The following is a 22,281-nucleotide window of genomic DNA, read 5'->3' as shown; positions in this document are numbered from 1 at the left end:
TTTTTAATCTTATTAGCTAAACAAAAAAACAATTTAAGGGGAGCGAAAGGCTCCTCTTAAATTGTTATGATTGTTTTTATTGTTCACCTAAGAATTAAACAACTAATTGTTGTCCTACGACAATTAGTCCATCAGTCAATCCATTATTAGCCATTAATTGATCTACAGAAGTACCATAAGCATTTGCAATGTCCCATAATGTATCTCCTGCAACCACAGTATGCGTGCCACTACTTGCATAAGCTGGTTCAGTATACGCTGTTTCTGTATAACCAGTTTCTGCGGTAGCTGTCTCAGTTACATAACTAGTTTGTTCAGGTTCTACATAAGTAGTTACTACTTGTGAAGGAGTATCAAAGCTAGTTAAATTATATGTTTCAATTAACCAATTCAATTTTTGGTTATATGTTGGGTCTGTAGCATAACGACCAGTCAAATATGCTGTAGCATCGTAAAAACTAGTAGTTTGACTTTTCCATGTACCACTATAATTAGAAACGCCTGTGGAATAGCTTGTACTTCTTAATAATGCGGCATGATCTTGTAGAGATTCCCAATAAGAGCCATATACTCTAAATGGTTCATTCATAGAGACCCATTGCCCATTAATATATTCTTGTGTTCCTAACCAAATAGATGGTTCAGAACCATACGCTTTAATACCAAACAAATTGTAATGTGGAGCTGAAGATAACAGTGATGTTCCATTGCCACTTTCTAATAAAGCTTGAGCAATCATTACAGATGCATATAAATCGTTGCTTGCTGCAATTTGTTGAGCAGTTGCACCAATCTGGTTGATTAACCCTTGCGCCCCATTTTCAGTAGCATATTCTTGTGCTTCCACTTGCTGAGGAACCATTGCCATAGTAGTCGGAGCTAACACTAATCCTGTGCCTAATAAAGGTAATACTGCTTTTCGATTTAAAGTATATTTCCTTTGTATTTTTTGATGGCGCTCACTACGTGTTTTGTAAGTCATAACATCCTCCTAAAAAGCTTTTCGAAAACTATATGAAAAAAACCATACAATCTAATGATAAAGCCATTGTATGACAAAATGCCAATGAAAACAATTTTTTTGTTCAAGTCTTTTAAAAAAAACGAACATAAAGTCTGATTTATCAACTTCCACATTACAAAAAGTTTTTAAAAAAACTTTCAATAAAATGTATAATATTTCTCCATAAAACAAAAAAAGAGGGCGAATCTGCCCTCTTTTTTATTAAATTGATTTAAATGTATTTACAACATTTTCAACAGTGAAGCCAAATTCAGCTAAGACTTTATCACCAGGGGCAGATGCACCAAAATGATCAATCGTAATGGTTTTTCCATGGCACTTCACATATTTTGCCCAACCAAATGAGGAACCTGCTTCAATTGCCACACGTTTTTTCACGCCTGGAACTAAAACAGAAGCTTTGTACTCATCTGATTGTGCATCAAACAAATCAAAACTTGGTAAAGAAACAACCGATACGTCAATTCCTTCTTCAGCTAGCACTTTTTGTGCTTCCACAGCTAAGTTGACTTCTGAACCAGTCGCAATTAAAATACCTTCTGGTTTGTCTCCTTTTTGAGCCGAAATGACATACCCACCTTTGGCTACATTTTCATCGGCATTTTCTTTTGTCCCTTCAATGACTGGTAAGTTTTGACGACTTAATACTAAAACAGTTGGTTTATCCGCTGATGTCATGGCTAATTTCCAAGCGGCACGTGTTTCATTCCCATCCGCTGGACGAATCACTTGCACATTTGGCATACTACGTAAGCTAGATAATTGTTCTACTGGTTCATGGGTTGGTCCATCTTCCCCAACTGCTACAGAGTCGTGTGTTAACACGTAAGTAACGGGAATATTTTGAATCGCTGACAAACGTACCGCTGGACGTAAGTAATCAACGAAAACGAAGAATGTTCCGCCATAAACACGTGTGCCACCATGTAATTGAATCCCGTTCATCGCAGCTGCCATTGCGAATTCACGTACACCAAACCAAATATTACGGCCTTCGTATTGTCCGGGTTCGAAATCTTTTTCAGCAGCGACCATCGTATTGTTTGAGGCAGATAGATCGGCTGAACCACCCCATAAACTAGGGACAGCTTTTGATAACGCTTGAATCATGTCTTTACTTGACACACGGCTAGCTTGACTTGATCCCACTTCATAAGTTGGTAATTCTGCTTCCCAATTTTCTGGCAATTCTCCGGCAAAAGCTTGGTTGAATTGGTTGGCTAATTCTGGATAAGCGGTTTCGTATGCTGCAAATAATTCATTCCAAGCGGCTTCATACTCAGCACCTTTGTCGACCATTGTTTCTTTAAAACGTGCTGCAACTTCTTCAGGTACAGCAAATTCAGGATACTCCCAGCCGTAGGCTTTTTTCGCTGCTTGAATGCCTTCTGCTCCTAACGGTGCGCCGTGTACAGAAGAGGTCCCTGCATTTGGTGCGCCAAACCCGATGACAGTTTTCACTTCAATCAGTGTTGGTTTGTCTGTTTCTGCTTGCGCTTCTTCAATCGCTTTAGAAATCGCTTCTAAATCTGTTCCTTCTTCTACAAGGATATGTTGCCAACCGTAAGCTTCAAAACGTTGTCCGACATTTTCTGTGAATGCTTTTGATGTTGGACCATCTAAGGAAATATCATTTGAATCATATAATACAATTAATTTTCCTAATTTCATATGACCTGCCATTGAAGCTGCTTCTTGAGAAACACCTTCCATTAAATCACCATCTCCACAAAGTCCATAGGTGTAATGATCAATCACGTTAAATTTCTCACGATTGTAGGTAGCAGCTAAATGAGCTTCAGCCATTGCCATTCCGACTGCCATGGCAATCCCTTGTCCCAGTGGTCCAGTCGTTGCTTCGACGCCATCTGTATGGCCAACTTCTGGATGCCCTGGTGTACGGCTATCCCATTGACGGAAGTTTTTCAAATCATCGGTCGTTACATCATAACCTGCGCAATGCAATAAGCTATATAATAACGCTGAACCATGTCCTGCCGAAAGCACAAAACGATCACGATCGACCCAATTACGAGAAGTTTTTGGATTTACTTTCAAATGTTTTGTCCATAATGCGTAGGCCATTGGAGCAGCCCCCATTGGTAGTCCTGGATGTCCCGAATTTGCTTTTTGTACCGCATCAATACTTAATGTACGTAGCGTATCAACACCAAGTTGATCAATTTTATCAAACAATACTAACGCCTCCTATTTAGGTTTTTTTTACCTATATTACATATCTATTATAAAAGATACCTCTGCAATTATCAATACTTTTTGCATCGGTATCTTTTATTTTACTTTCTATTGTGTAAACCTTTCGCTTTTTGAATTTGTTTTAGTTTTTCCGGCGTCACATCATTGCCTTCTGGATCGACTACTTTCATCCCTTCAATATGGTGCTTCATCCCACCACGAAAAGCTGTAATATACTCTTGTCTTAATGTTTGCTGTTCTGCTTGTTCCTTTTCAGTAAGTCCTTCTGTTTTTTTCTTTTTAGCTAACTCATTAATTCTATCTAATTTTTCTTTGGATAACATGATATCAAGCTCCTTTCTTTTCCATCTTATACAAAACAATCAAAAAAAACAATCAAAACAGAAACCGAACGTTTGTTTGATTTTTTTCAGAGCATATGTTACACTACGTTTAATAAAACTAGTCATATTTTTCATTTTATAATGATTCAAATAAAGGAAAGAAGGTGTTCGTTTTGGCAAAACGTACAGAAAACCGACAACTTGAAGTTTTAAAATTTATTCATACTCGAGTCAGTGAAAAAGGGTATCCACCTACAGTGAGAGAAATTGGTGAAGCTGTGCAACTTTCCTCTACATCAACTGTTCATGGTCATTTATCACGTTTAGAAAAAAAAGGCTTAATCCAAAGAGACCCTACAAAACCTCGAGCCATTGAATTAACCACACTGGGCTTAGAAACAATCGGTGCTCAACAACAAAAAATCCCTTTGTTAGGTGTAGTAACTGCTGGTGAACCCATTTTAGCAGTAGAAGAGGCTTCTGATTTTTTCCCAATCCCTCCTAATCTAGTTGAAGATAGTGGCCAATTATTTATGTTAACCATTCGCGGCGAAAGCATGATTAATGCTGGCATTCTAGATGGTGATCAAGTAATTGTAAGAAAACAAGACATTGCTGGAAATGGCGATATTGTTATTGCTATGACTGATGAAGATGAAGCAACTTGTAAAAGATTTTATAAAGAAAAAACTTATATTCGATTACAACCGGAAAATGATTATATGGAACCAATTATTTTACCAAGTGTTAAAATTTTAGGGCTAGTTGTCGGTTTGTATCGTCACTTTTAAAAATTCTTCATATCTATAACGAAGAGCACCCAAAATGTTAACCTAAATTTTGAGTGCTCTTCATTTTTGTTTAATTTGAAAGAATTTCTGCTGCTAAACCGCTAATAAAATCGGGATGAGTATTCGGCATATCTAAGCGACGGTACTCTCCATCTAATTCTTCTACTAATTCTTTACACTCAATATCATTATCATAGAGTGTTTCTAAATTATCTGCAACAAAACCAAATGGTAGATAAATAATCTCTTCATAACCTTCTTTTAACAATTCTTCGGTCACATCTTCAACACGTGGACCAATCCATTTATCCGCTGTACGTCCAGCACTTTGCCACGCATGACCAAAGTCCAATGAACCTGCTACACGTTGCGCAATTGCTTTAGCGGCACCGGTTATTTCATCAACATACGGATCGCCATTTAGCAATAGACGCTCAGGCAAACTATGTGCCGTGAACAAAAATTTCTGCTTTTTCTCAGAATTCAATGCTGCTTGAATTTGGTTAGCCCAAAATACTTGAAATCCTTCATGTTGCCAAAAGTGACGATGTGCTGTATAGGAAATTTCTGGATAAACTTCCAATTCTTTTTCAACACGATCATGATATTGCTTAATAAAACTAGAATCATGTGGTGCTAGTACCATTCCATGAATCGTTTGAAATCCTTGCGCTACAATATCTGCCACTGCATCTTCAATAAATGGACGAATATGACGTAAACCAGTAAACACATGATACTCTACTGCGCTAGTCACATTTAATTTTTCCTCAACAGCTAAACGTTGCGCCTCTGTGATACGAGCTAAGGGTGAAACCCCACCAATTTCTTCATAACGACCAGCTAATTCATCATAAAGTTCTTGGGAAGGTTCTTTCCCATGACGAATATGGGTATAATAATCCCAAATTTCTTCTGTATTGTTTGGTGTCCCATAACTCATTAGTAAAACTGCTTGTTTTTGCATGACAAATTATGCCTTCTTTCTCATATAAAAAATAAAAATTAGTGTGACAACCATTAAACCAATTAACATTTGGGAAAAACCAAGCGAACCAGTCGCATGTGCCAAGACACCGATTATGGTAATACCAATTGTCATACCTAATTTTTTACAAACCGATAATAAACTCAAAGAAGCATTACGATCTCTAGGCGAAGCTTCTACCACTAATACTTGTAACGGAACAGTCATTAATGCCCCAATCGCAATACCAAAGAACAACAGTGCAATCAAGAACATTTTAAACGAAACAACCGAGAAGTACATCGTAACTAAGCTAATAAAAACTAGCATCATTGTGCCTGTTGTAGAATGTGTTGCCCCTTTTCTATCTGTCCAAATTCCCGCAATTTTCGAACCAATAAAAGTTCCTACAGCCATTACTGTCATTAATGATCCTGCTTTTCTTGCATCAAGATGGAATGTCATTTCAATAAATGATGGTAAGAAAGCAAATAAAGACATCACTAAACCTGTTGTAATTCCTCCAAGTAAACTTGTACGATACGCAGGTACTTGCCATAATTTTCGTGAAAATAGTACAGCTAATTTTTCATTTTCTCGTGCTGTTTCTACCTTCATAAATAAAGTGCTAGCGATAATTAAAATTGCTGCATAAACAACTAATTCTACGATATGACCACGAGAAAACCCTCTTGTTAATAATAAATTAAATGCTAGTAAAGCTAATACAAACAAACTGTTTCCTTTGATATCAAACGATTTTGTTTCTGAGTTTGTTACTTTTGGCACAATGAAGAATGCAAGTAAGAAAATAATCGCAATTAAACATGCCATAACAAAATAAATATTACGCCAATCATGGGTTTTGGCTAAACTAACTACACTGATAATAGGTGCGACAATTGTCGATAAGGCAACTAATGCCCCGATATTCCCAACTCTTCCACCAATTTTCCTTTCTGTCTTGGCAAAAACCAAAGAAAGTGTCAACGTTAATAGCGAACTACTACCAAAAGCTTGCAGCGCACGAAAGACTAGTAACATTGGGAACGATTGACTTAAAGCAATCCCTAATACACCAACGAAATAAAACGCTAATTCTGTTAAAAAGACCATACGATAACCAAAACGGTCGATCATACTTCCCATAACAGGCGTAGCAAATAATAAACCTAATGTATAAATAGAAACAATCCAACTTTTTTCAGCAGGTGTTAACATTAATCCTCTAGCCATTGAAGATAAATTAGTACTAATAATTCCCGAATCTAATTGTGTGATAAATAAACTAATAACTAATAATGGGGCAAACCATCTTTCTGATTTTGTGGCACGTAACTCCATTGAACAAATCCTCCTAAAGCAACCCTAAATATGTTTGTAATTGTTGTGTTGTATTTAATGACGTTCCGACCATAAAATATGGAAAATCAGAATATACACTGCTGGCTTCTGAAAAGCGCATTTCATAAATAATTTTTTTAAATTCTAATGGATCTTCGGCAAATAAAGTTACGCCCCATTCATGATCATCAAAACCAATTGATCCTGTGATAAATTGACGAATTTTCCCTGCATATTTACGACCAATTAATCCATGTTCTTTCATTAGCTCACGTCTTTGGTCATAAGATAACGTATACCAGTTGACATCGCCTGAACGGACTTTGTTCATCGGATAAAAACAGATATACTCTTCTTTCGGTAATTCTGGATAAAGATTTTTATTTGTTCTTGCCCAAGCTGTCTCTGTTTTTGGCATTCCACTATATGTGCCAAGTTCAATTACGGAAACATAGCTGTGAACTGGTTGTAGGTATTGATAGATTGCCAAACTATGCCATGCGTTTTCAGCAGCATTGAGTTCTTTTAATTCTGGTCGCAACAGCATAAAACCAAAATCACCCTTGTGACCGGTCACATTCCACAAATAATGACTGCCTTTTTGTGCATCCTCAATTTCTTGCCATTCGTTCACTAACTCAGACAATTCGTTGATTGCTGCTTGCTTTGTTTCATTTGTTTCTTTTTGCCATGCTGCCCAATTCATTTGAAAAACAAGATGCAAGCAATACCATCCATCTAAGGTTTCCACCTTTTCTGTAATCATGTGTATCCTCCCTAAAAAATTAATTATATGTGTTACCGTTATTCGTTATATCATATTAAATAAATTTAAGCAGAGCTTTTGCTTGTGAAATTTTCAAAACCATCAGCACATAATAAAAACAGCATGTACAACAATGGTACATGCTGTTTGTTATCATGTAGATTCCTTTAATAATAAAAATAAAAAGTAAGGCGCACCAATGATGGCAACGACTGTTCCAGCAGGAATTTCGCCACTACCAGGTGACAAACGACCAATGGTATCGCTCAATAATAACAATAAACTGCCGATTATAGCTGCTATGGGTAGTAATTGCCAATGCTTTTTAAAGCCTAATCGCTTGGCAATATGAGGAGCAATTAATCCTAAAAATCCAATGCCTCCCGTCACAGACACTGCGGCACCAGTTAAAGCAACTGCTGCAACAATCAATTTTATCCTTTCTTTTTGAATATTAACACCTAAAGAAATTGCAGTGGCATCGCCAAATTGTAAAATATCTAATTCGCGATGCTTAAAGAAAAACCATGGTACTAAAATCAAGAGCCATGGTAATAACGCACACACAAAAAACCAATTGCTGCCCCAAATACTACCTGCCTGCCACATTGTTACAAATCGATAATTCTCGCTATCAAGTTTTGTAACTAACAATAATGTTAAGGCAGAGATTCCTGTGCCAACGACTACCCCTGTTAATATTAATCTTACTGGCATAATACCGATTCTTTTTTTATAAGCAAAAGCAAAGATAATAACAGCTGTCAACAACGCACCCACTAAGGCAATCAATGGCAACAAAAAGGTTGTTACGGTCGTCGATTGGACAAAACTGATAAAAAGCAAAACAAATAGACCTGCACCAGCATTGATGCCTAAAATCCCTGAGTCTGCCAATGGATTTTGGGTTGTACTCTGTAGTACTGCCCCACCGACTGCCAATGCAGCTCCAGCTAAAATAGCTAAAACAATCCGTGGCAAACGAAAATCAACTAATAATAAACGTTTAGCAGACGTTCCACCACCACGCATAATTTCCCAGATTTCACTCCAAGTTAAAGCTAATTTGCCATGAGTCAATGCAAATAACACTAATAGAACAATTAAAAGAAGCAATATAGGAAAAATATATCTTTTTTTCATAAACGCAGTCCACCCTTTCTTGAGAGATACAAAAAGAACGGAATGCCAATTAGCGCTGTGATAATTCCAAACGGCGTTTCAAAAGGTGGGTTGACTGAGCGGGCAATTAAATCGGCCCAAACAACTAATAAAGCTCCCCCTAATCCCGATAATGGAATTAAATAGCGATAGTTTTCTCCGACAAAATAGCGTAATACATGCGGTACGATTAAACCAACAAAACTAATTGAACCCACGACTGCTACTGATAGCCCCGATAATACTAAGACAATAATTGAAGCAACAATCCGTGTTCGTTGAGGTTTCTTCCCTAAACTAATGGCTGTGTCATCACCAAATCGCAAAATAGTAATGGCTGGACTATTAATTATCGCCAATAATAATGCCAACAGAAAAAATGGCGTGATTAAACGTAGTTGGCTCCAAGAAATCGCACTAATTCCGCCAATTGACCAAAATGTAATATCTTGACTCAAATTAAACTGTAGCGCAATTGCTTGACTTGCTGCAATAAACAGCGCGCTAATCCCCGCACCTGCTAAAGTTAAGCGCAACGAAGTCATTACCTGTTTATTTGAGCTAGTAATTAAATAGATGACACCTACACTAATTGCAGCACCCATGAAACAAGCAACTAAAATAAACCGATAGCTAGTATCTGGGAAAAATGCAAACATCACAGCCAATCCTAAACCAGCTCCTGCATTAATTCCTAATAAACCAGAGTCAGCTAATGGATTTTGCGTTATTCCTTGCATTAATGCACCACTAATGGCTAAGCTTGTTCCGACAATTGCGGCGCCTAAAATTCTCGGCAAACGAACATTCATTAATACCTGATGTAGTTGATTACTTTTATCAAAATTTAACCACGCATCGATAAATGTTTGCAGAGGAATGCTCACTGCGCCTATCACCAATGACACCATCATACTAGCAATTAAAAATAAAAACATTAGACTACCTATTACCCAAATATTGTATATTTTTGTATTATTCATAAGCGTTCCCCATTTTTAATACTTCGTAAGAGAGAATCAATGGTCGTTGCGTTTTTGGATGAATTATAATTTCAGCATCAATTTGAAAGACTTCTTTCAGAACAGCGGGCGTAATCACTTCTTCTGGTGTTCCTTCCTTCAAAATCTTGCCATCTTTCATCGCAAGAATACTGTCTGAAAAACGTGAAGATAAATTAATATCATGACTCGTCATAATAATCGTCTTACCTTTCGTTTGGTTAATCTCTTTTAAGACGTTTAATACTTCCAGTTGATGTGCAGGATCTAAATAAGTGGTTGGTTCATCTAAAATCACAATATCTGTGTCTTGAACAAGAGCCATCGCAATCCAAACTCTTTGACGCTGTCCACCAGATAAGGTAATGACGGATTGTCTAGCTAATTCCGTTAACCCTGTAATTTCCAAAGCCCATTGAATAATCTGCTGATCCTCTCCAGATAAGCTTCCCCATCCTTTTTGATATGGATAACGCCCATAAGAAACAACATCAAATACCGATAAATCAATTTGGGCTTCGGAAGTTTGTGCTAACATCGCTAATTCTTTTGCGATTTCTTTACTACTGTATTGATTTAGTGCTTTACTATTTAATAAAACCGTGCCTCCTTGATTGGGTAACACTCGTGCCAAAGTTTTTAAAAAAGTTGATTTACCACAGCCATTAGGCCCAATAATATTGGTAATTGTCCCTTCACGAAACGTATAATTTAAATTTTCACTAATTAAATATTCACCATAACCAGTGGATAGTTGTTCTGCTACTAAAATTCCCATTTTCTTCATCCCTTATATCTACTTCAAAGCTAGCTATTCAATGAGAATCATTCTCATTGGATTTATTATAGGTTAGCCTCTTAGGTTTTGCAATTCTTTCTTTCACAAAATTGCTTGATATAAAAAGATCTATATTGACTTTTTCCATTTTTTAATTGATAATGATTATCATTATCGTGATATTTTTTTAGGAGGAAACATTATGCAAAAAAGAAGGAAATTAGTAGGAGCTGCATTAGCTTTAAGTAGTCTTTTATTGTTAGGTGCTTGTGGAAATACCAATAATCAAAACACTGGCGAATCGACTACCACTTCAAGCGTAGCTAAAGACCGTGTTTTAACAGATACCTTAGGAAATGAAGTGACGATTCCTGCTAAACCAGAACGAATCATCGCTAGCTATCTAGAAGATTATCTAGTTGCCTTAGATACAATTCCTGTTGCCCAATGGACAGTCAATGATTCGAGTATTCAAACCTATTTACAAGATGAATTAAAAGACATCCCAACGATTGATTTTTCTTTACCTTACGAAGAAGTTCTTGGCTTTGAACCTGATTTATTATTAATTAGCTCTTCTTCAACTGTTGAAGGTGGTAAATATGCAGAGTACGCAAAAATTGCTCCTACTTATGTTGTTAAAAACGGCGAAGATGTCAATTGGCGCGACCAATTAGCTGATATTGCTACTGTTTTGAATAAAGAGGACTTAGCTAACGAAGTAGTAGATGAATATGAAACCTTAGCAGAGAATACGAAAAAAGAACTAGACAACCAAGTAAAAGATCAATCCGTTGCCGTTTTATGGGTAGTCAATAATTCAATCTTTATGGTAACAGAGGGACGTTCAAGCGGTGCAGTATTATATGGAGATTTAGGTTTAGATAAACCGACTCTTGTTGAAGAAGTTTCTAAAGAAGCCACTGCTGACTGGAATCCTGTTTCTTTAGAAAAACTAGCAGAACTTGATGCTGATTCAATTTTCTTAATTAATAGTGATACGTCAGCCCCTTTATTCCAAGAAGATATTTGGAAAAACTTAAAAGCTGTTAAAAATGACCATGTTCATGAATTCGATGGTGACTCTAGCTGGTTGTATAATGGCCCAATTGCTAACACTAAAATTATTGAAGATGTCAAAGCTTCTTTAATTGAAACAAACTAAAAAAAGATGCCTCACCCTAAAACTTTTAGGACGAGGCATTTTTCTATATCTCAACTTGCCATTGTTCTGCTCGTTGACGTTCTTGCCAAAATTGTTTATAGCGACCATTTTTAGTAAATAATTCTTCATGGGACCCTGATTCCACAACGTTCCCATCTTCAATTACGGCAATTTTTGTTGCGTTGCGAATGGTATGCAAGCGATGCGCCACCATAATAACTGTTTTATGTTGCGCTAGTACTTGTAACGCTTCACGGATATATAATTCATTCTCTGGATCAACACTTGCCGTTGCTTCATCTAATAAAACAATCGGTGCATCTTTAAGCAACGCTCGAGCAATACTAATCCGTTGCTTCTGACCACCGGATAAGTTTGCACCCCCATCACTAATTTGAGTATCATATCCTTCTGGAAACTCCATGATAAATTCATGACAACATGCCAACTTAGCAGCCGCTACCACCTCTTCAAAACTAGCATGTGGATTGCCAAATTTCAAATTATTCATAATCGTATCTGGCATCAAATACACATCTTGAAAAACAAAACTAATATGTTGCATCAAAGTATCATGACGCATGTCTCGAATATCCACATTTCCTATTTTAATGCTCCCTGACGCGATATCATAAAAACGTGCAATCAGATTCAATGTGGTTGTTTTCCCACCTCCAGAGGGTCCTACAAGCGCTGTAATACCATTTTCAGGAATCGTTAGATTAAGCTTGTGTAAAATCTCTTGATTCGTATAGCCAAAAGAAATGTTTTCTAACGTTACGCCAAATGTTGCTGGTAATTTTTCTTGACCAATTTCTGGTTGTAGTAAATCTTCTTCTTGAATGACATCATCAAGACTATCTAATGTCGTCTTCATTAGACGTTTATACACCACATAATCCATGATTGGTAAAGTCTCATACAATGCAGCCGTCAAAATTAAGAAACAAATTAACGACACCCCATCAATTGTTCCTGCTGTATATTTTAGCCCACCGACAACCAAAACAATGACATAACCTATTTCAAACATGATAACATTTAAGGCCGTATACGGTGATAATTTTTTATTTAACTGAATGCTACTCTTACGAAATTCATCCATTGTTTCTTGATAACCTAATAATTTACTACCAGCTAAACCAAACGAGCGAATAACTGAAATACCACGAATGAAATCAAGAATACGACGATTGGCTTGTTTTCGAGCAGTTTGTAGTCGATTCATCACTTTTTGTAGCTGTTGATCGGCTAGCTTTGTTATGAATAAACACATGGGAATTCCTGCGATAGCAATAAGTGCTAACGTCCAATCAATCCATGCTAATACCAGCAATGTCATAACTGGCGTAATAACGCCTTTGATAATCCCAATGACGATGGCTGGCGTAAATCCTAAAAACATCGCATCTTGTTTGACATTCATTTCTAATAAAGCAGCATCTTGTTTTGAAAAATATCCTAACGGTAAATTTTTTAAACGTCTTCCCAAGTATAGTCGAATACTTGCTGTCATCTTATAATAAATCAAAAACATAATCCGGTTGGAATAGTAATACGTTAGTCCTTGTAAAAGCAACGCAAGGAACATGCCGCCAACTACTTTCCAGACATCCGTCACACTATCTGTAAAGAGCAAATAAACAATATACGCAACTACAATTAAAGGAATACTGATAAAGAAACTCTCAATAAAAGTCCGACGATACCCTTCTTTTAGTTCTTTTTTATTTTCTGAACTTCCAGCAACAACTAGCGATTGTTTATACACTGAATATTCACTTAAATGACGATAGGCTTCATCTTCTATTTTATTTTCCTCAGAAATTTTCGTCAGTAATTTTACTTTGAAAGGAAGTGGTTTAGTGGTTGTCTCAGCTTTAGATAATAATGCATTACCTTCGCCACGGTAAGCTTCCCACTGAGTTTGATAGGAAGCATGAGTAGCTAACAACTCTTGATGTGTACCTTTCGCAGCAATTTGTCCATCTTCAATAACTAGGATTTGATCTGCTTTTACAATAGTATGCAAACGGTGAGCAATCATAATAATTGTTTTCGGTTGTCCATTTACAGGGTGCATCAATTCATTGATCGCATCTTGAATATAGGCTTCATTTTCAGCATCAATCAAAGCGGTTGCTTCATCTAAGACTAAAATAGGTGCTTGTTTCAAAAAAGCTCGAACAATACTGATTCGTTGGCGTTGTCCGCCACTTAGTTTTCCACCACCATCTCCGACTACTGTTTGATAGCCGTCTTCTAATTGCATAATAAAATGATGACAATAGGCTTGTTTAGCAGCAGCAATCACTTCTTCGTCTGTTGCTTCTGGTCGTCCCATGCGAATGTTGTCCATGATGGTTCCTTCAAATAAATAAACATCTTGAAAAACATAAGAAACGAAATTCATTAAATCTTGACTGCCGATATTTCTAACATCTACTCCACCAATGCTGACTTGTCCGCTTGTTGCATCCCAAAAACGTGGCACTAAACGAGCAATCGTAGTTTTACCAGCTCCCGATTCTCCAACAAGAGCGGTCAAGGTTCCTTCTGGTACAGTAAAAGTAACATTCCTTAATACATCACGTTCTTCATTATAAGCAAAGGATACATTTTCAAAAGTAATCGTTGCTTCTTGTGGTTGTACCGCCTGTGTTGGTTGGGTTAATTCTGGCTCATCTAACATTGCTGTAATTTTACGTGTGACACCAGCTAAACGAAAAGATACTTGACCATTCGAACGAAATGCCTTAACCAATGTATTGCCAATTCCAATCGTTAACATGATAAATAAAACAAATAAAGACAGTGAAATTTCACCTGCACTGTATAACCAAACACCCATTGGAATCACAATTAATAACGGCATTTGAGCGACAGCTGCAAAAATTGTTTTCCCCTCAAGCGTTTCTTTTTCAATTTCAACGCTTAAATCTGCGGCTTTTTTAACAACAGTGGCATATTCTTCAAAGGCTTTTTCTGATTGTGAGAACACACGAATAACTTTCATTCCATAAACATAACGTAAAACAGCATTAGTGATTAAACCGCCTACCTCAATTTGTTTCGGAATTAACGGCTTCATTTTTTTCATGACATTCGCATAAAAAAGACCCAACAACGGAATAATCAATAATGCTGCCATTGCCATGCGCCAATCTAAAATAAACATGGCTAAGAACGTCAAAAGTGGTATCGAAACTCCCGTGGTAATATCTGGAATTAAATGAGCAATGCCTTCTTCTAGTTGCTCTACATCTTCATTCATCGTAACTTTAATTTTTCCTGTATCATGCGTATCAAAATAGCCCAAAGGTAATTTGGTCAACTTCTCTGCTAAAGTGATACGAATATCATATAAAATATCAAACGCCGCTTGGTGGGCAAAATCACTCGATAATTTATAACAAATGCCTTTTAAAACAATTGCTAAAAATGCAATTCCTGCATATAAAATAAAAATATTAGGATTATTTGCTGGTCTTTCTAAAATTTCAACAGAAAATAAATAAACAATACCATATGGTACTAAACCAAAAAGTGCAGCCAAAATAGACATTACCATTGAACTATAAATAAACAACTTGCGCTTCCCTAAAAAAGGTTGTAATTTCTTCAATACAGAAGGCTGTTTTTTCTTTTTACTCATAAACGCTCCCCTTTCAATTGAGAATGATTCTCAACGTCAATTATAGCTATTCATTGAATAATTGCAATATATTTAGAATATTTTGTCCTTTTGCCTAATTAGAATAACCTCTTCTATTTTAATTAGGAACATTTTGTGAAATCCCTCTTGACTATCCGTGTAAGATATACTATCATTTGATACACTTAGAAAAATCAAAATTTTCTGAATATTACTCATTAAGAGCATAAGAAAATGTTAGTTAAGGAAGGATTGGATTACATGAGTCAAGATAAATACATTTCATGGACAGGTGCCCCTACACAAGAGGCCATTGATTTACTACAAAGCGGAGGCAAAGTGGTTGTTTGTCCAACAAAAGTTGGCTACATCATCACTGTAGCAGATAAAGCCGGATTAGAAAGAAAATTCTCTGCAAAAAATCGTAAAAGAAATAAACCTGGAGTCGTATTATGTGGATCACTTGAACAACTTTTTGAACTAGCTGATATGAACGAAGAAATGGCTGCTGTTTATAAAAAATGTTGGGAAGAAGATGTTCTTTTTGGCGCAATCCTTCCTTGGAAAGAATCTGGAAAACAATACATTCCAAATGATGGTTCTGACGAATTAATGACAGATACACGTGGAACAAGCTGTTTTGTATTAAAATTCGGTGTACCTGGTGAACAAATCGCACAAGAACTTTGGGCAAAAGATAAAACATTATTATTTGCAAGTTCTGCAAATCCTTCAGGAAAAGGAAATCGCGGTCTTGTCGAAGGTATTGGTGAACAAATTGAAAATGAAGCTGATTTAATCATCGAAGGTAACGATTATGTCGCATCCATTCAACCAGATAAAACAATTGAAACTCGTTACGAACAAGGGGTAATGGTATCATTTGTAGATAAAGATGGTAACTTGGTTCCGGAACAAGGAACTGAACGCTCCATCTCTCCTGCACCGATTGTTATTCGTAAAGGTTTGGATATTGATAAAATCATGATGTATTTATCAGAACAATTCAACTCTTGGGACTATCGTCAAGGGGAATACTATTAAAATAACAACAAAGAACTCGACTATTTGCAAATAGTCGAGTTCTTTGTTGTTATAAACTCCATTCAGAAGCCGCATGCATTGTCTGGAACATTTGATAATATTTTCCTTGTTGCTTCAATAAATCGTCATGTGAACCAGCTTCAATAATCCGGCCATTTTCCAACAAAATGATTTTTGACGCTTTACGGATAGTGTTTAGGCGATGAGCAATGACCATTACGGTTTTATTCGTAACCAATTGTTGAATTGATTGCTGAACAATCGCTTCGTTATCTATGTCTAAAGACGCCGTTGCTTCATCTAATAAAATAATCGGTGCATCTTTTAAAAAGGCGCGAGCAATTGATATTCGTTGTTTTTCTCCACCTGAAAGACCCGCTCCTCCTTCATGTAACATGGTCTCATAACCATCCGGTAAGGCACGAATGAATTCATGACAATTCGCCATTTGAGCTGCTTGGATTACTTCTTCTACCGTTGCCTTAGGATTACCAATGCGAATATTTTCAAAAATAGTATCTTGTAATAAATACACATCTTGAAATACCATACTAATTTTACTTAATAACGAATCTGGATAAATTGTTTTGATATCTTGATTACCTATCAAAATTTCTCCACGTGTTGGATCCCAAAATCGAGCAAGTAGATTTAAAACAGTCGATTTTCCCGAACCAGAAGCGCCGATTAAAGCGACCATCTCCCCTTGTTTTACTTCAAAATTTAATTCTTCAAGAACCGCTTTATCCGCAAGATAACCAAAAGCCACATCTTGAAAACGAATTGCATAATCACTTGGTTCAAAAGTAGTCGTTTCATAGGAAATTTCTGGCAAATCAAGGATGTTCAATAACTTTTGTACAGCTGTTTGATAATATGCAGATTCTAAAGACAACACCGCCCAACTAATCGCTACATTCATAAATGAAATAGAAGCTACTAAATAAATCAATAATTCATTCATTGATAGTTGATTATTAAAAAATTGTTGCGTTGCTAGATAAGCAGATAGTGGGAAAGAAAGCATGAGAATCACTTGAACAGGTAAAATATACGGAATTGCAGATAATTCAACTTTGATTGATTCTTTTTTTACTTCTGATAAGCTTTTATTTAAACGTTCAAATTGACTACCCATCATATTATACGATTTAAATACACTAATTCCATTGACGTATTCGATAATATTAGATAACATACCTGAACGCACTTTTTTTGAGTTAATCGTTACTTTTTTCAACTGTTTTCGGCCTAATTTCAAAATAAAATAAGTGAGGATAACTGACAACATTTGGAGCCAGCCAATCATTGGGTTAATAAAAAGCAAACAAACTGCTAGATAAATCGTTAGAATGAAATATTTGATAAAATCAGACACCATGTGCGTAATCAATGTTTCGAAATCATTTAAATCATTTGTGAGGGTATTTGTTAGCTCACCAATATTATTTTTATTGAAAAATCCCATGTTTAACTTGCGAATATAATCTCCCATTTTAATTCGTAAATGAGCCACAATTCGCGCACCATCAGCTTGTGCTGCATAATAACCTTTATTTAAAACAAAAAAACGCACAATCATCATGACAAAAGTAATGACTGTATAGGAACTAATCTTAACAGAGGTTAACGAATCATTTACCAAGTCCAATAAAACTAGAAACAACATGCTATAAATAACTGCATGAAACAAGGCATCGGCCACTAACAATTTCACAGCTTTTAAAAATAAACGGTAATCGGCTTCTCCTATCAATCGTTTGATTTCTTTTATCATGCGCCTTTTCCTCCTTTTTGCCACAATCGTTGGTAAAGACCTTCTTTAGCGAGTAATTCTCGATGTGTTCCTTGTTCCACCAACTGACCCTCATCTAAAACTAAAATTTGATCTACGTTTTGAATAGTATAGAGACGATGAGCAATAATTAATCCCGTACGATTTAACAAAAGATTCCTTAATGCTAATTGGATATTTTTTTCATTTTCAATATCAGAGTATGCTGTCACCTCATCTAATATCACAATTTGAGCATCTTTTAATAATGCTCTAGCAATTGCAATTCGTTGTTTCTCACCACCAGATAATTTAATGCCTGATTTCTCTCCAATAACCGTGCCATAGCCATTTGGCAAAGTTAAAATGAAATCATGTATTTGAGCTTTTTGACACGCAACAAAAACTTCTTCTTCCGTTTTACCCATCCCCAAACGAATGTTATTTAGAATCGTGTCATTCAGCATAAAAACATCTTGAAAAACAAAAGCTGTTTTTTCCATCAGTGAGTCCAACGCAAGTGCTTGTAGCTCTTTGCCATCAATTGTAATACTTCCTTGCGAAATATCCCAAAAACGCCCCAGTAACATTCCTACTGTTGTTTTTCCTGATCCTGAAGGCCCGACTAAAGCAGTTACTGTATTTGGTTTTAAAGTAAATGAGAGATTTTCCAAAACGTTTTTTTCATCATATGCAAAAGTTACTTTTTGGAACGCCACTTCTCCTATGGCATCCTCTAAATATTCGTCCCCATTGGTTAAAGCAGGAACTTCCATCATCTCTCTAATATTATCGGCTCCTGTTAACAATCGTGCTAAATTCCCACCCATCGATAAAATCTTCAAAAAAGCTGTTAAAAATACCGTAGATAGTAATAAAAACATCACAAAACCAGAAAAATCTAATTTTCCTGATAAATATAGCAATCCACCTACTGGAATAGTTAATAATAATCCCGAGGTGTCAATAATTGTTAAACCTATCGTATAGCTTTTAATTGTATCGTCACAAATTTTAATCCAATATTTTAAATATTCATCTACCGTTCGTGTATATTTCTTAAAGTTAGTAGCACTTAAATTAAAAGCTTTAAACACGCGCATTCCATGAATATATTCTACAATTGTTCCATACATAATTTTCAATACTTGATTATAATTCGTCATTGTTTCTTCGTATCCTTTAAAAATCCAAGCTTGTAATAGCAAAGAAAGAAGAAAAGGAATGAATAAAATAAGTGCCAACCAAAAATTAATTTGCATCAAATAAATAATAACGACTAACGGTGTAATAATCGATTCTGCCAAGTCAGGAATTTGATGAGCAATAAATAATTCTAGCTTTTCAATATCTTCATCCAATGCTTTTTTTATTTGCCCTGATGAACGTTCTTGAAAAAAACCTAAACCTAGTTTTCCCATATGGTCAATCGCATTTTCCCTAATTTTAAATAAAATAGAAAAAGCGGCAATATGTGAAAAGGCTAATCCTAATGCTAAAAATAAAATATTAATACCCACGGTTCCAAAACAAATAAATATATACAGCTGAATTTTTTCTTTATCTGGACTGGCAGACAACAACTCTACAATAATAACTTGCAACAAAATATAGGGGAAAATCTTACATAAACCAGAAACGACACTAAAAAAAACTGATAAATACATTTTGTACTTTTGTGAACCCGCTTCTTTTAAAATAAACGCAATATTTGTTTTTCTCTTGGTTTCCATGCTATACCCTCCTAGCTCTCGTGAGTAATGTAACAAATATTTCGATACACTATTAAAGTCGTTAGAATAATCGCAACAACTTCAATTGAGAATGATTATCATTACCAATTATATTCTTTCATACAAAAAAAGCAACTACAAATTCGCGACAATCTTAGGAGAATCATTTTAGGGCTTGACAATTTACTTATTTAGTCGCTATTATAGATATATAAAGTCGTTAATCAAAAAGAGGGAACAGTTATGAAATATTCAAAAGCTACCGACTATGCGCTCCACACCATGGTTTTATTAGCCGAAAAACATCAAGAACCACCGATTAGTGTCGTGGAATTAGCTGAATATCAAACTATCTCACCCACTTATCTATCAAAGATATTGACTAAACTGTCTAAGGAAGGCTTAGTTAAAGCTATTTCAGGTGCTAATGGTGGTTATTCTATTCGAAATGATTGGGAATCCATTTCTTTTCTAGATATTATTCAAGCGATTGAAGGAAAACAATCAATTTTCGAATGTTATGTACATGATAATCCAAAATGTGTTGTAAAAAATATCATGTATCAAGCAGAAGACTTGATGGAAGATTATTTAAAAAATCAATGTTTGGTGTCCATTGTTCAGCAAAAAAAAGCTGTTTTTGGATAAAAGAAAGAGAAACTAAAAGTGTTTCTCTTTCTTTTATCCAATGATTAGAGATATAATATATCTTTAATAACTCTTTTTAAATACTTCTAAAAATGAAATGAGGTGTGATGAATGCTCAGCTATTTGATTGGTGTTCTTTTTTTAGGTTTTTTCGTAGGTTTAGTCTCTGGTATGTTTGGTTTAGGTGGTGGTGGTATTATCGTCCCTGCGCTCTTAATTTTTCTCCCAATGATTCACGTTCCTCAAACCCATGTAATATTTATGGCGATGGGAACTGCTTTTGCTACTATGATTATTAGTACCAGCGCTTCAGCCTATACGCATTATAAGAATCAAAATATCGATTTTAAACGGATTCGTTTATTCTTACCAATTTTATTATTGACTACATTACTCGTTAGTCAATTTGTAACATCAATTAATCCAAACTTTTTAAAAATAGCTTTTTCAATTTTTTTAATTTATCTAGGTGGTAAAATGCTTTTACAAAGAAAAAAAACAGCAGTTGACAGTCAACAAACAAGTAAATTAAAAGATGTCCTCTATGCTCTTTCTATCGGAACAATCGCAACTTTAGGTAGTATTTCTGGGTCGGGTTTAATCATCACTTATTTGAACAAAACTGGTCTTTCTTTGAAAAAAGCAATCGGCACAGCATCGTTTTGTGGCGTCTTTTTAACCACATTTGCTTCGTTAGGCTTTATTTTTAGTGGTCTTTCTCAAACAAATTTACCTCCCTACTCTTTGGGTTATATCCACTTACCGACAGTGCTTATTCTAGCACTGCTATCTATCCCCACAGCAAAAATTGGTGTTCAATTGATGCTTAAATTACCTGAAAGAAAAGTAAAAACTCTATTTGCACTCTTTTTAATCAGTTTGAGTGTTTATATGTTATTCAATACGCTATTTAATTAAATGATATAGATAAAGGAGCTTATTAAAAATGTTATATGATTGTATTATTGTTGGCGGAGGCCCTGCTGGCTTAAGTGCTGCCTTAGTATTAGGCAGAGCAAAACTAAAGGTTTTAGTAATTGATGATAACAATGCCCGAAACAAGGTAACTCATGAAGCACATGGCTTTATCACTAATGATCGTTTGGCACCTTCTGAAATAAAAAAACGAGCCTTGAATGATTTATCGTATTATTCGACGATTCACACAGTGATAGATCGTGTTGAAACCATTGATGAGCAGAATCAAATTTTTAATGTTACAACTAAAAGCCAAACATTTACAGCTAGTCGACTCCTCTTAGCCACTGGTTTAAAGGAAACATTACCTGAAATTTCTGGTCTAACTAATGTATATGGTCAGTCATTTTTCAATTGCCCATTTTGTGATGGTTGGGAAATGAAAGATAAATCTTTAGGTGTAATCGTTGAACAAGAAGAAATGATTCTCCATTTTGCCGCAATGATTTTTCACTGGAGTAACGAATTAACGCTCTTTACAAATGGCTTATCTGTAAATGAAAAAATCAAAGCTAAATTAAAGGCTAAAAAAATTACCTTAATAGAACAAAAAATAATCACTATCGAGAAAAAAAACAACACGTGTCACCTGTCTTTAGAGAATGGGGAAGAAAAGCAAGTTGCTGGTGGTTTTGTCATACCTAAATTCAACTTAAATATTTCTTTTCTTCGGGAAATTCCATTAGCCTTAAACGAATTTGGCCGAATTGCTACCGATGAAACGGGTAAAACTTCCTATCCTAATATCTACGCAGCTGGTGATAGCCATGTTGCATTTGCTGAACAATTAGTTCACGCCGCAAGTTCAGGTAGCCGAGTTGCTTCTGAAATTGTTAAAGAAATTGCCTTTGCGAACTTCGGCTCCTTCGAGTAAAATAGAATTGTATTTATCTCATAATGAAAGGAGCGTAG

General features: G+C 35.7%; 18 protein-coding genes. 6 read left to right on the top strand and 12 right to left on the bottom strand.

Annotation, left to right across the window (positions count from 1 at the left end; genetic code table 11):
* Positions 1-94: 94 nt before the first annotated feature.
* The 3 genes from DOK78_RS09270 to DOK78_RS09260 form a co-directional block, all read right to left on the bottom strand.
* Entirely contained in the window at positions 95-982 is an 888-nt protein-coding gene (locus tag DOK78_RS09270; RefSeq protein WP_207940622.1) for a glucosaminidase domain-containing protein, read from the bottom strand.
* A gap of 243 nt (positions 983-1,225) precedes the next feature.
* The gene (tkt, locus tag DOK78_RS09265; RefSeq protein WP_339076094.1) at positions 1,226-3,220 is read right to left on the bottom strand and encodes a transketolase; all 1,995 of its coding nucleotides are present in this window, start codon (positions 3,218-3,220) and stop codon (positions 1,226-1,228) included.
* A gap of 101 nt (positions 3,221-3,321) precedes the next feature.
* Entirely contained in the window at positions 3,322-3,564 is a 243-nt protein-coding gene (locus tag DOK78_RS09260; protein WP_207942565.1) for a DUF896 family protein, read from the bottom strand.
* Between the two features lie 173 nt (positions 3,565-3,737).
* Between DOK78_RS09260 and lexA the strand changes: the two genes are divergently transcribed.
* Positions 3,738-4,355 carry a transcriptional repressor LexA gene (lexA, locus tag DOK78_RS09255; protein ID WP_207942566.1) on the top strand — a complete coding sequence of 206 codons (618 nt, stop codon included), beginning with the start codon at positions 3,738-3,740 and terminating at the stop codon, positions 4,353-4,355.
* Between the two features lie 70 nt (positions 4,356-4,425).
* Here the strand turns inward: lexA and hemH are convergent, their stop codons facing one another.
* The 6 genes from hemH to DOK78_RS09225 all read right to left on the bottom strand — a co-directional run bounded on the left by hemH (position 4,426) and on the right by DOK78_RS09225 (position 10,372).
* Entirely contained in the window at positions 4,426-5,322 is an 897-nt protein-coding gene (gene hemH / locus DOK78_RS09250) for a ferrochelatase (protein WP_207942567.1), read from the bottom strand.
* A gap of 6 nt (positions 5,323-5,328) precedes the next feature.
* A complete protein-coding gene (locus DOK78_RS09245) occupies positions 5,329-6,666 on the bottom strand; it encodes an MFS transporter (RefSeq protein WP_207942568.1) in 1,338 nt (445 codons plus the stop codon).
* A gap of 13 nt (positions 6,667-6,679) precedes the next feature.
* Positions 6,680-7,432, bottom strand: a complete 753-nt coding sequence (hemQ, locus tag DOK78_RS09240; protein WP_207942569.1) for a hydrogen peroxide-dependent heme synthase — start codon at positions 7,430-7,432, stop codon at positions 6,680-6,682.
* A gap of 153 nt (positions 7,433-7,585) precedes the next feature.
* Complete coding sequence (locus DOK78_RS09235) at positions 7,586-8,575, bottom strand: FecCD family ABC transporter permease (RefSeq protein WP_207942570.1); 990 nt, start codon at positions 8,573-8,575, stop codon at positions 7,586-7,588.
* On the bottom strand, positions 8,572-9,576 hold the full coding sequence (locus DOK78_RS09230; RefSeq protein WP_207942571.1) for a FecCD family ABC transporter permease: 1,005 nt from the start codon (positions 9,574-9,576) through the stop codon (positions 8,572-8,574). The genes DOK78_RS09235 and DOK78_RS09230 overlap by 4 nt, the downstream gene beginning before the upstream one ends.
* The gene (locus tag DOK78_RS09225; protein WP_207942607.1) at positions 9,569-10,372 is read right to left on the bottom strand and encodes an ABC transporter ATP-binding protein; all 804 of its coding nucleotides are present in this window, start codon (positions 10,370-10,372) and stop codon (positions 9,569-9,571) included. Before DOK78_RS09225 ends, DOK78_RS09230 begins: the two co-directional genes overlap by 8 nt.
* Before the next feature lie 202 nt (positions 10,373-10,574).
* On the opposite strand from DOK78_RS09225, the gene DOK78_RS09220 reads away from it, so the two are divergent.
* Positions 10,575-11,537, top strand: a complete 963-nt coding sequence (locus DOK78_RS09220; protein WP_207942572.1) for an ABC transporter substrate-binding protein — start codon at positions 10,575-10,577, stop codon at positions 11,535-11,537.
* A gap of 43 nt (positions 11,538-11,580) precedes the next feature.
* Here DOK78_RS09220 and DOK78_RS09215 read toward each other — a convergent pair whose 3' ends face one another.
* Complete coding sequence (locus DOK78_RS09215; protein ID WP_207942573.1) at positions 11,581-15,192, bottom strand: ABC transporter ATP-binding protein; 3,612 nt, start codon at positions 15,190-15,192, stop codon at positions 11,581-11,583.
* A 261-nt stretch (positions 15,193-15,453) separates the two neighbouring features.
* Between DOK78_RS09215 and DOK78_RS09210 the strand changes: the two genes are divergently transcribed.
* Positions 15,454-16,236, top strand: a complete 783-nt coding sequence (locus tag DOK78_RS09210; protein ID WP_207942608.1) for an L-threonylcarbamoyladenylate synthase — start codon at positions 15,454-15,456, stop codon at positions 16,234-16,236.
* Between the two features lie 49 nt (positions 16,237-16,285).
* On the opposite strand, the gene DOK78_RS09205 is transcribed toward DOK78_RS09210, so the two are convergent.
* Together DOK78_RS09205 and DOK78_RS09200 are read right to left on the bottom strand one after the other, a co-directional pair.
* Positions 16,286-18,013 carry an ABC transporter ATP-binding protein gene (locus tag DOK78_RS09205; protein WP_243430775.1) on the bottom strand — a complete coding sequence of 576 codons (1,728 nt, stop codon included), beginning with the start codon at positions 18,011-18,013 and terminating at the stop codon, positions 16,286-16,288.
* Positions 18,010-19,743: an ABC transporter ATP-binding protein gene (locus tag DOK78_RS09200; RefSeq protein WP_207942574.1), complete on the bottom strand. Its 1,734-nt coding sequence runs from the start codon at positions 19,741-19,743 to the stop codon at positions 18,010-18,012. Before DOK78_RS09200 ends, DOK78_RS09205 begins: the two co-directional genes overlap by 4 nt.
* Before the next feature lie 243 nt (positions 19,744-19,986).
* Between DOK78_RS09200 and DOK78_RS09195 the strand changes: the two genes are divergently transcribed.
* From DOK78_RS09195 to DOK78_RS09185, 3 genes are all read left to right on the top strand, one after another.
* Complete coding sequence (locus tag DOK78_RS09195; protein ID WP_207942575.1) at positions 19,987-20,391, top strand: Rrf2 family transcriptional regulator; 405 nt, start codon at positions 19,987-19,989, stop codon at positions 20,389-20,391.
* A gap of 111 nt (positions 20,392-20,502) precedes the next feature.
* A complete protein-coding gene (locus DOK78_RS09190; RefSeq protein WP_207942576.1) occupies positions 20,503-21,309 on the top strand; it encodes a sulfite exporter TauE/SafE family protein in 807 nt (268 codons plus the stop codon).
* Positions 21,310-21,337: 28 nt separating this feature from the next.
* Entirely contained in the window at positions 21,338-22,243 is a 906-nt protein-coding gene (locus DOK78_RS09185; protein ID WP_207942577.1) for an NAD(P)/FAD-dependent oxidoreductase, read from the top strand.
* The last annotated feature ends 38 nt before the right edge of the window (positions 22,244-22,281 follow it).

Source organism: Enterococcus sp. DIV2402 (genome assembly GCF_017426705.2).
Classification (GTDB): domain Bacteria; phylum Bacillota; class Bacilli; order Lactobacillales; family Enterococcaceae; genus Enterococcus_F; species Enterococcus_F lowellii.
The sequence above is the reverse complement of the archived record's forward strand: the minus strand, read 5'-3'. Positions and strand labels throughout refer to the sequence as shown.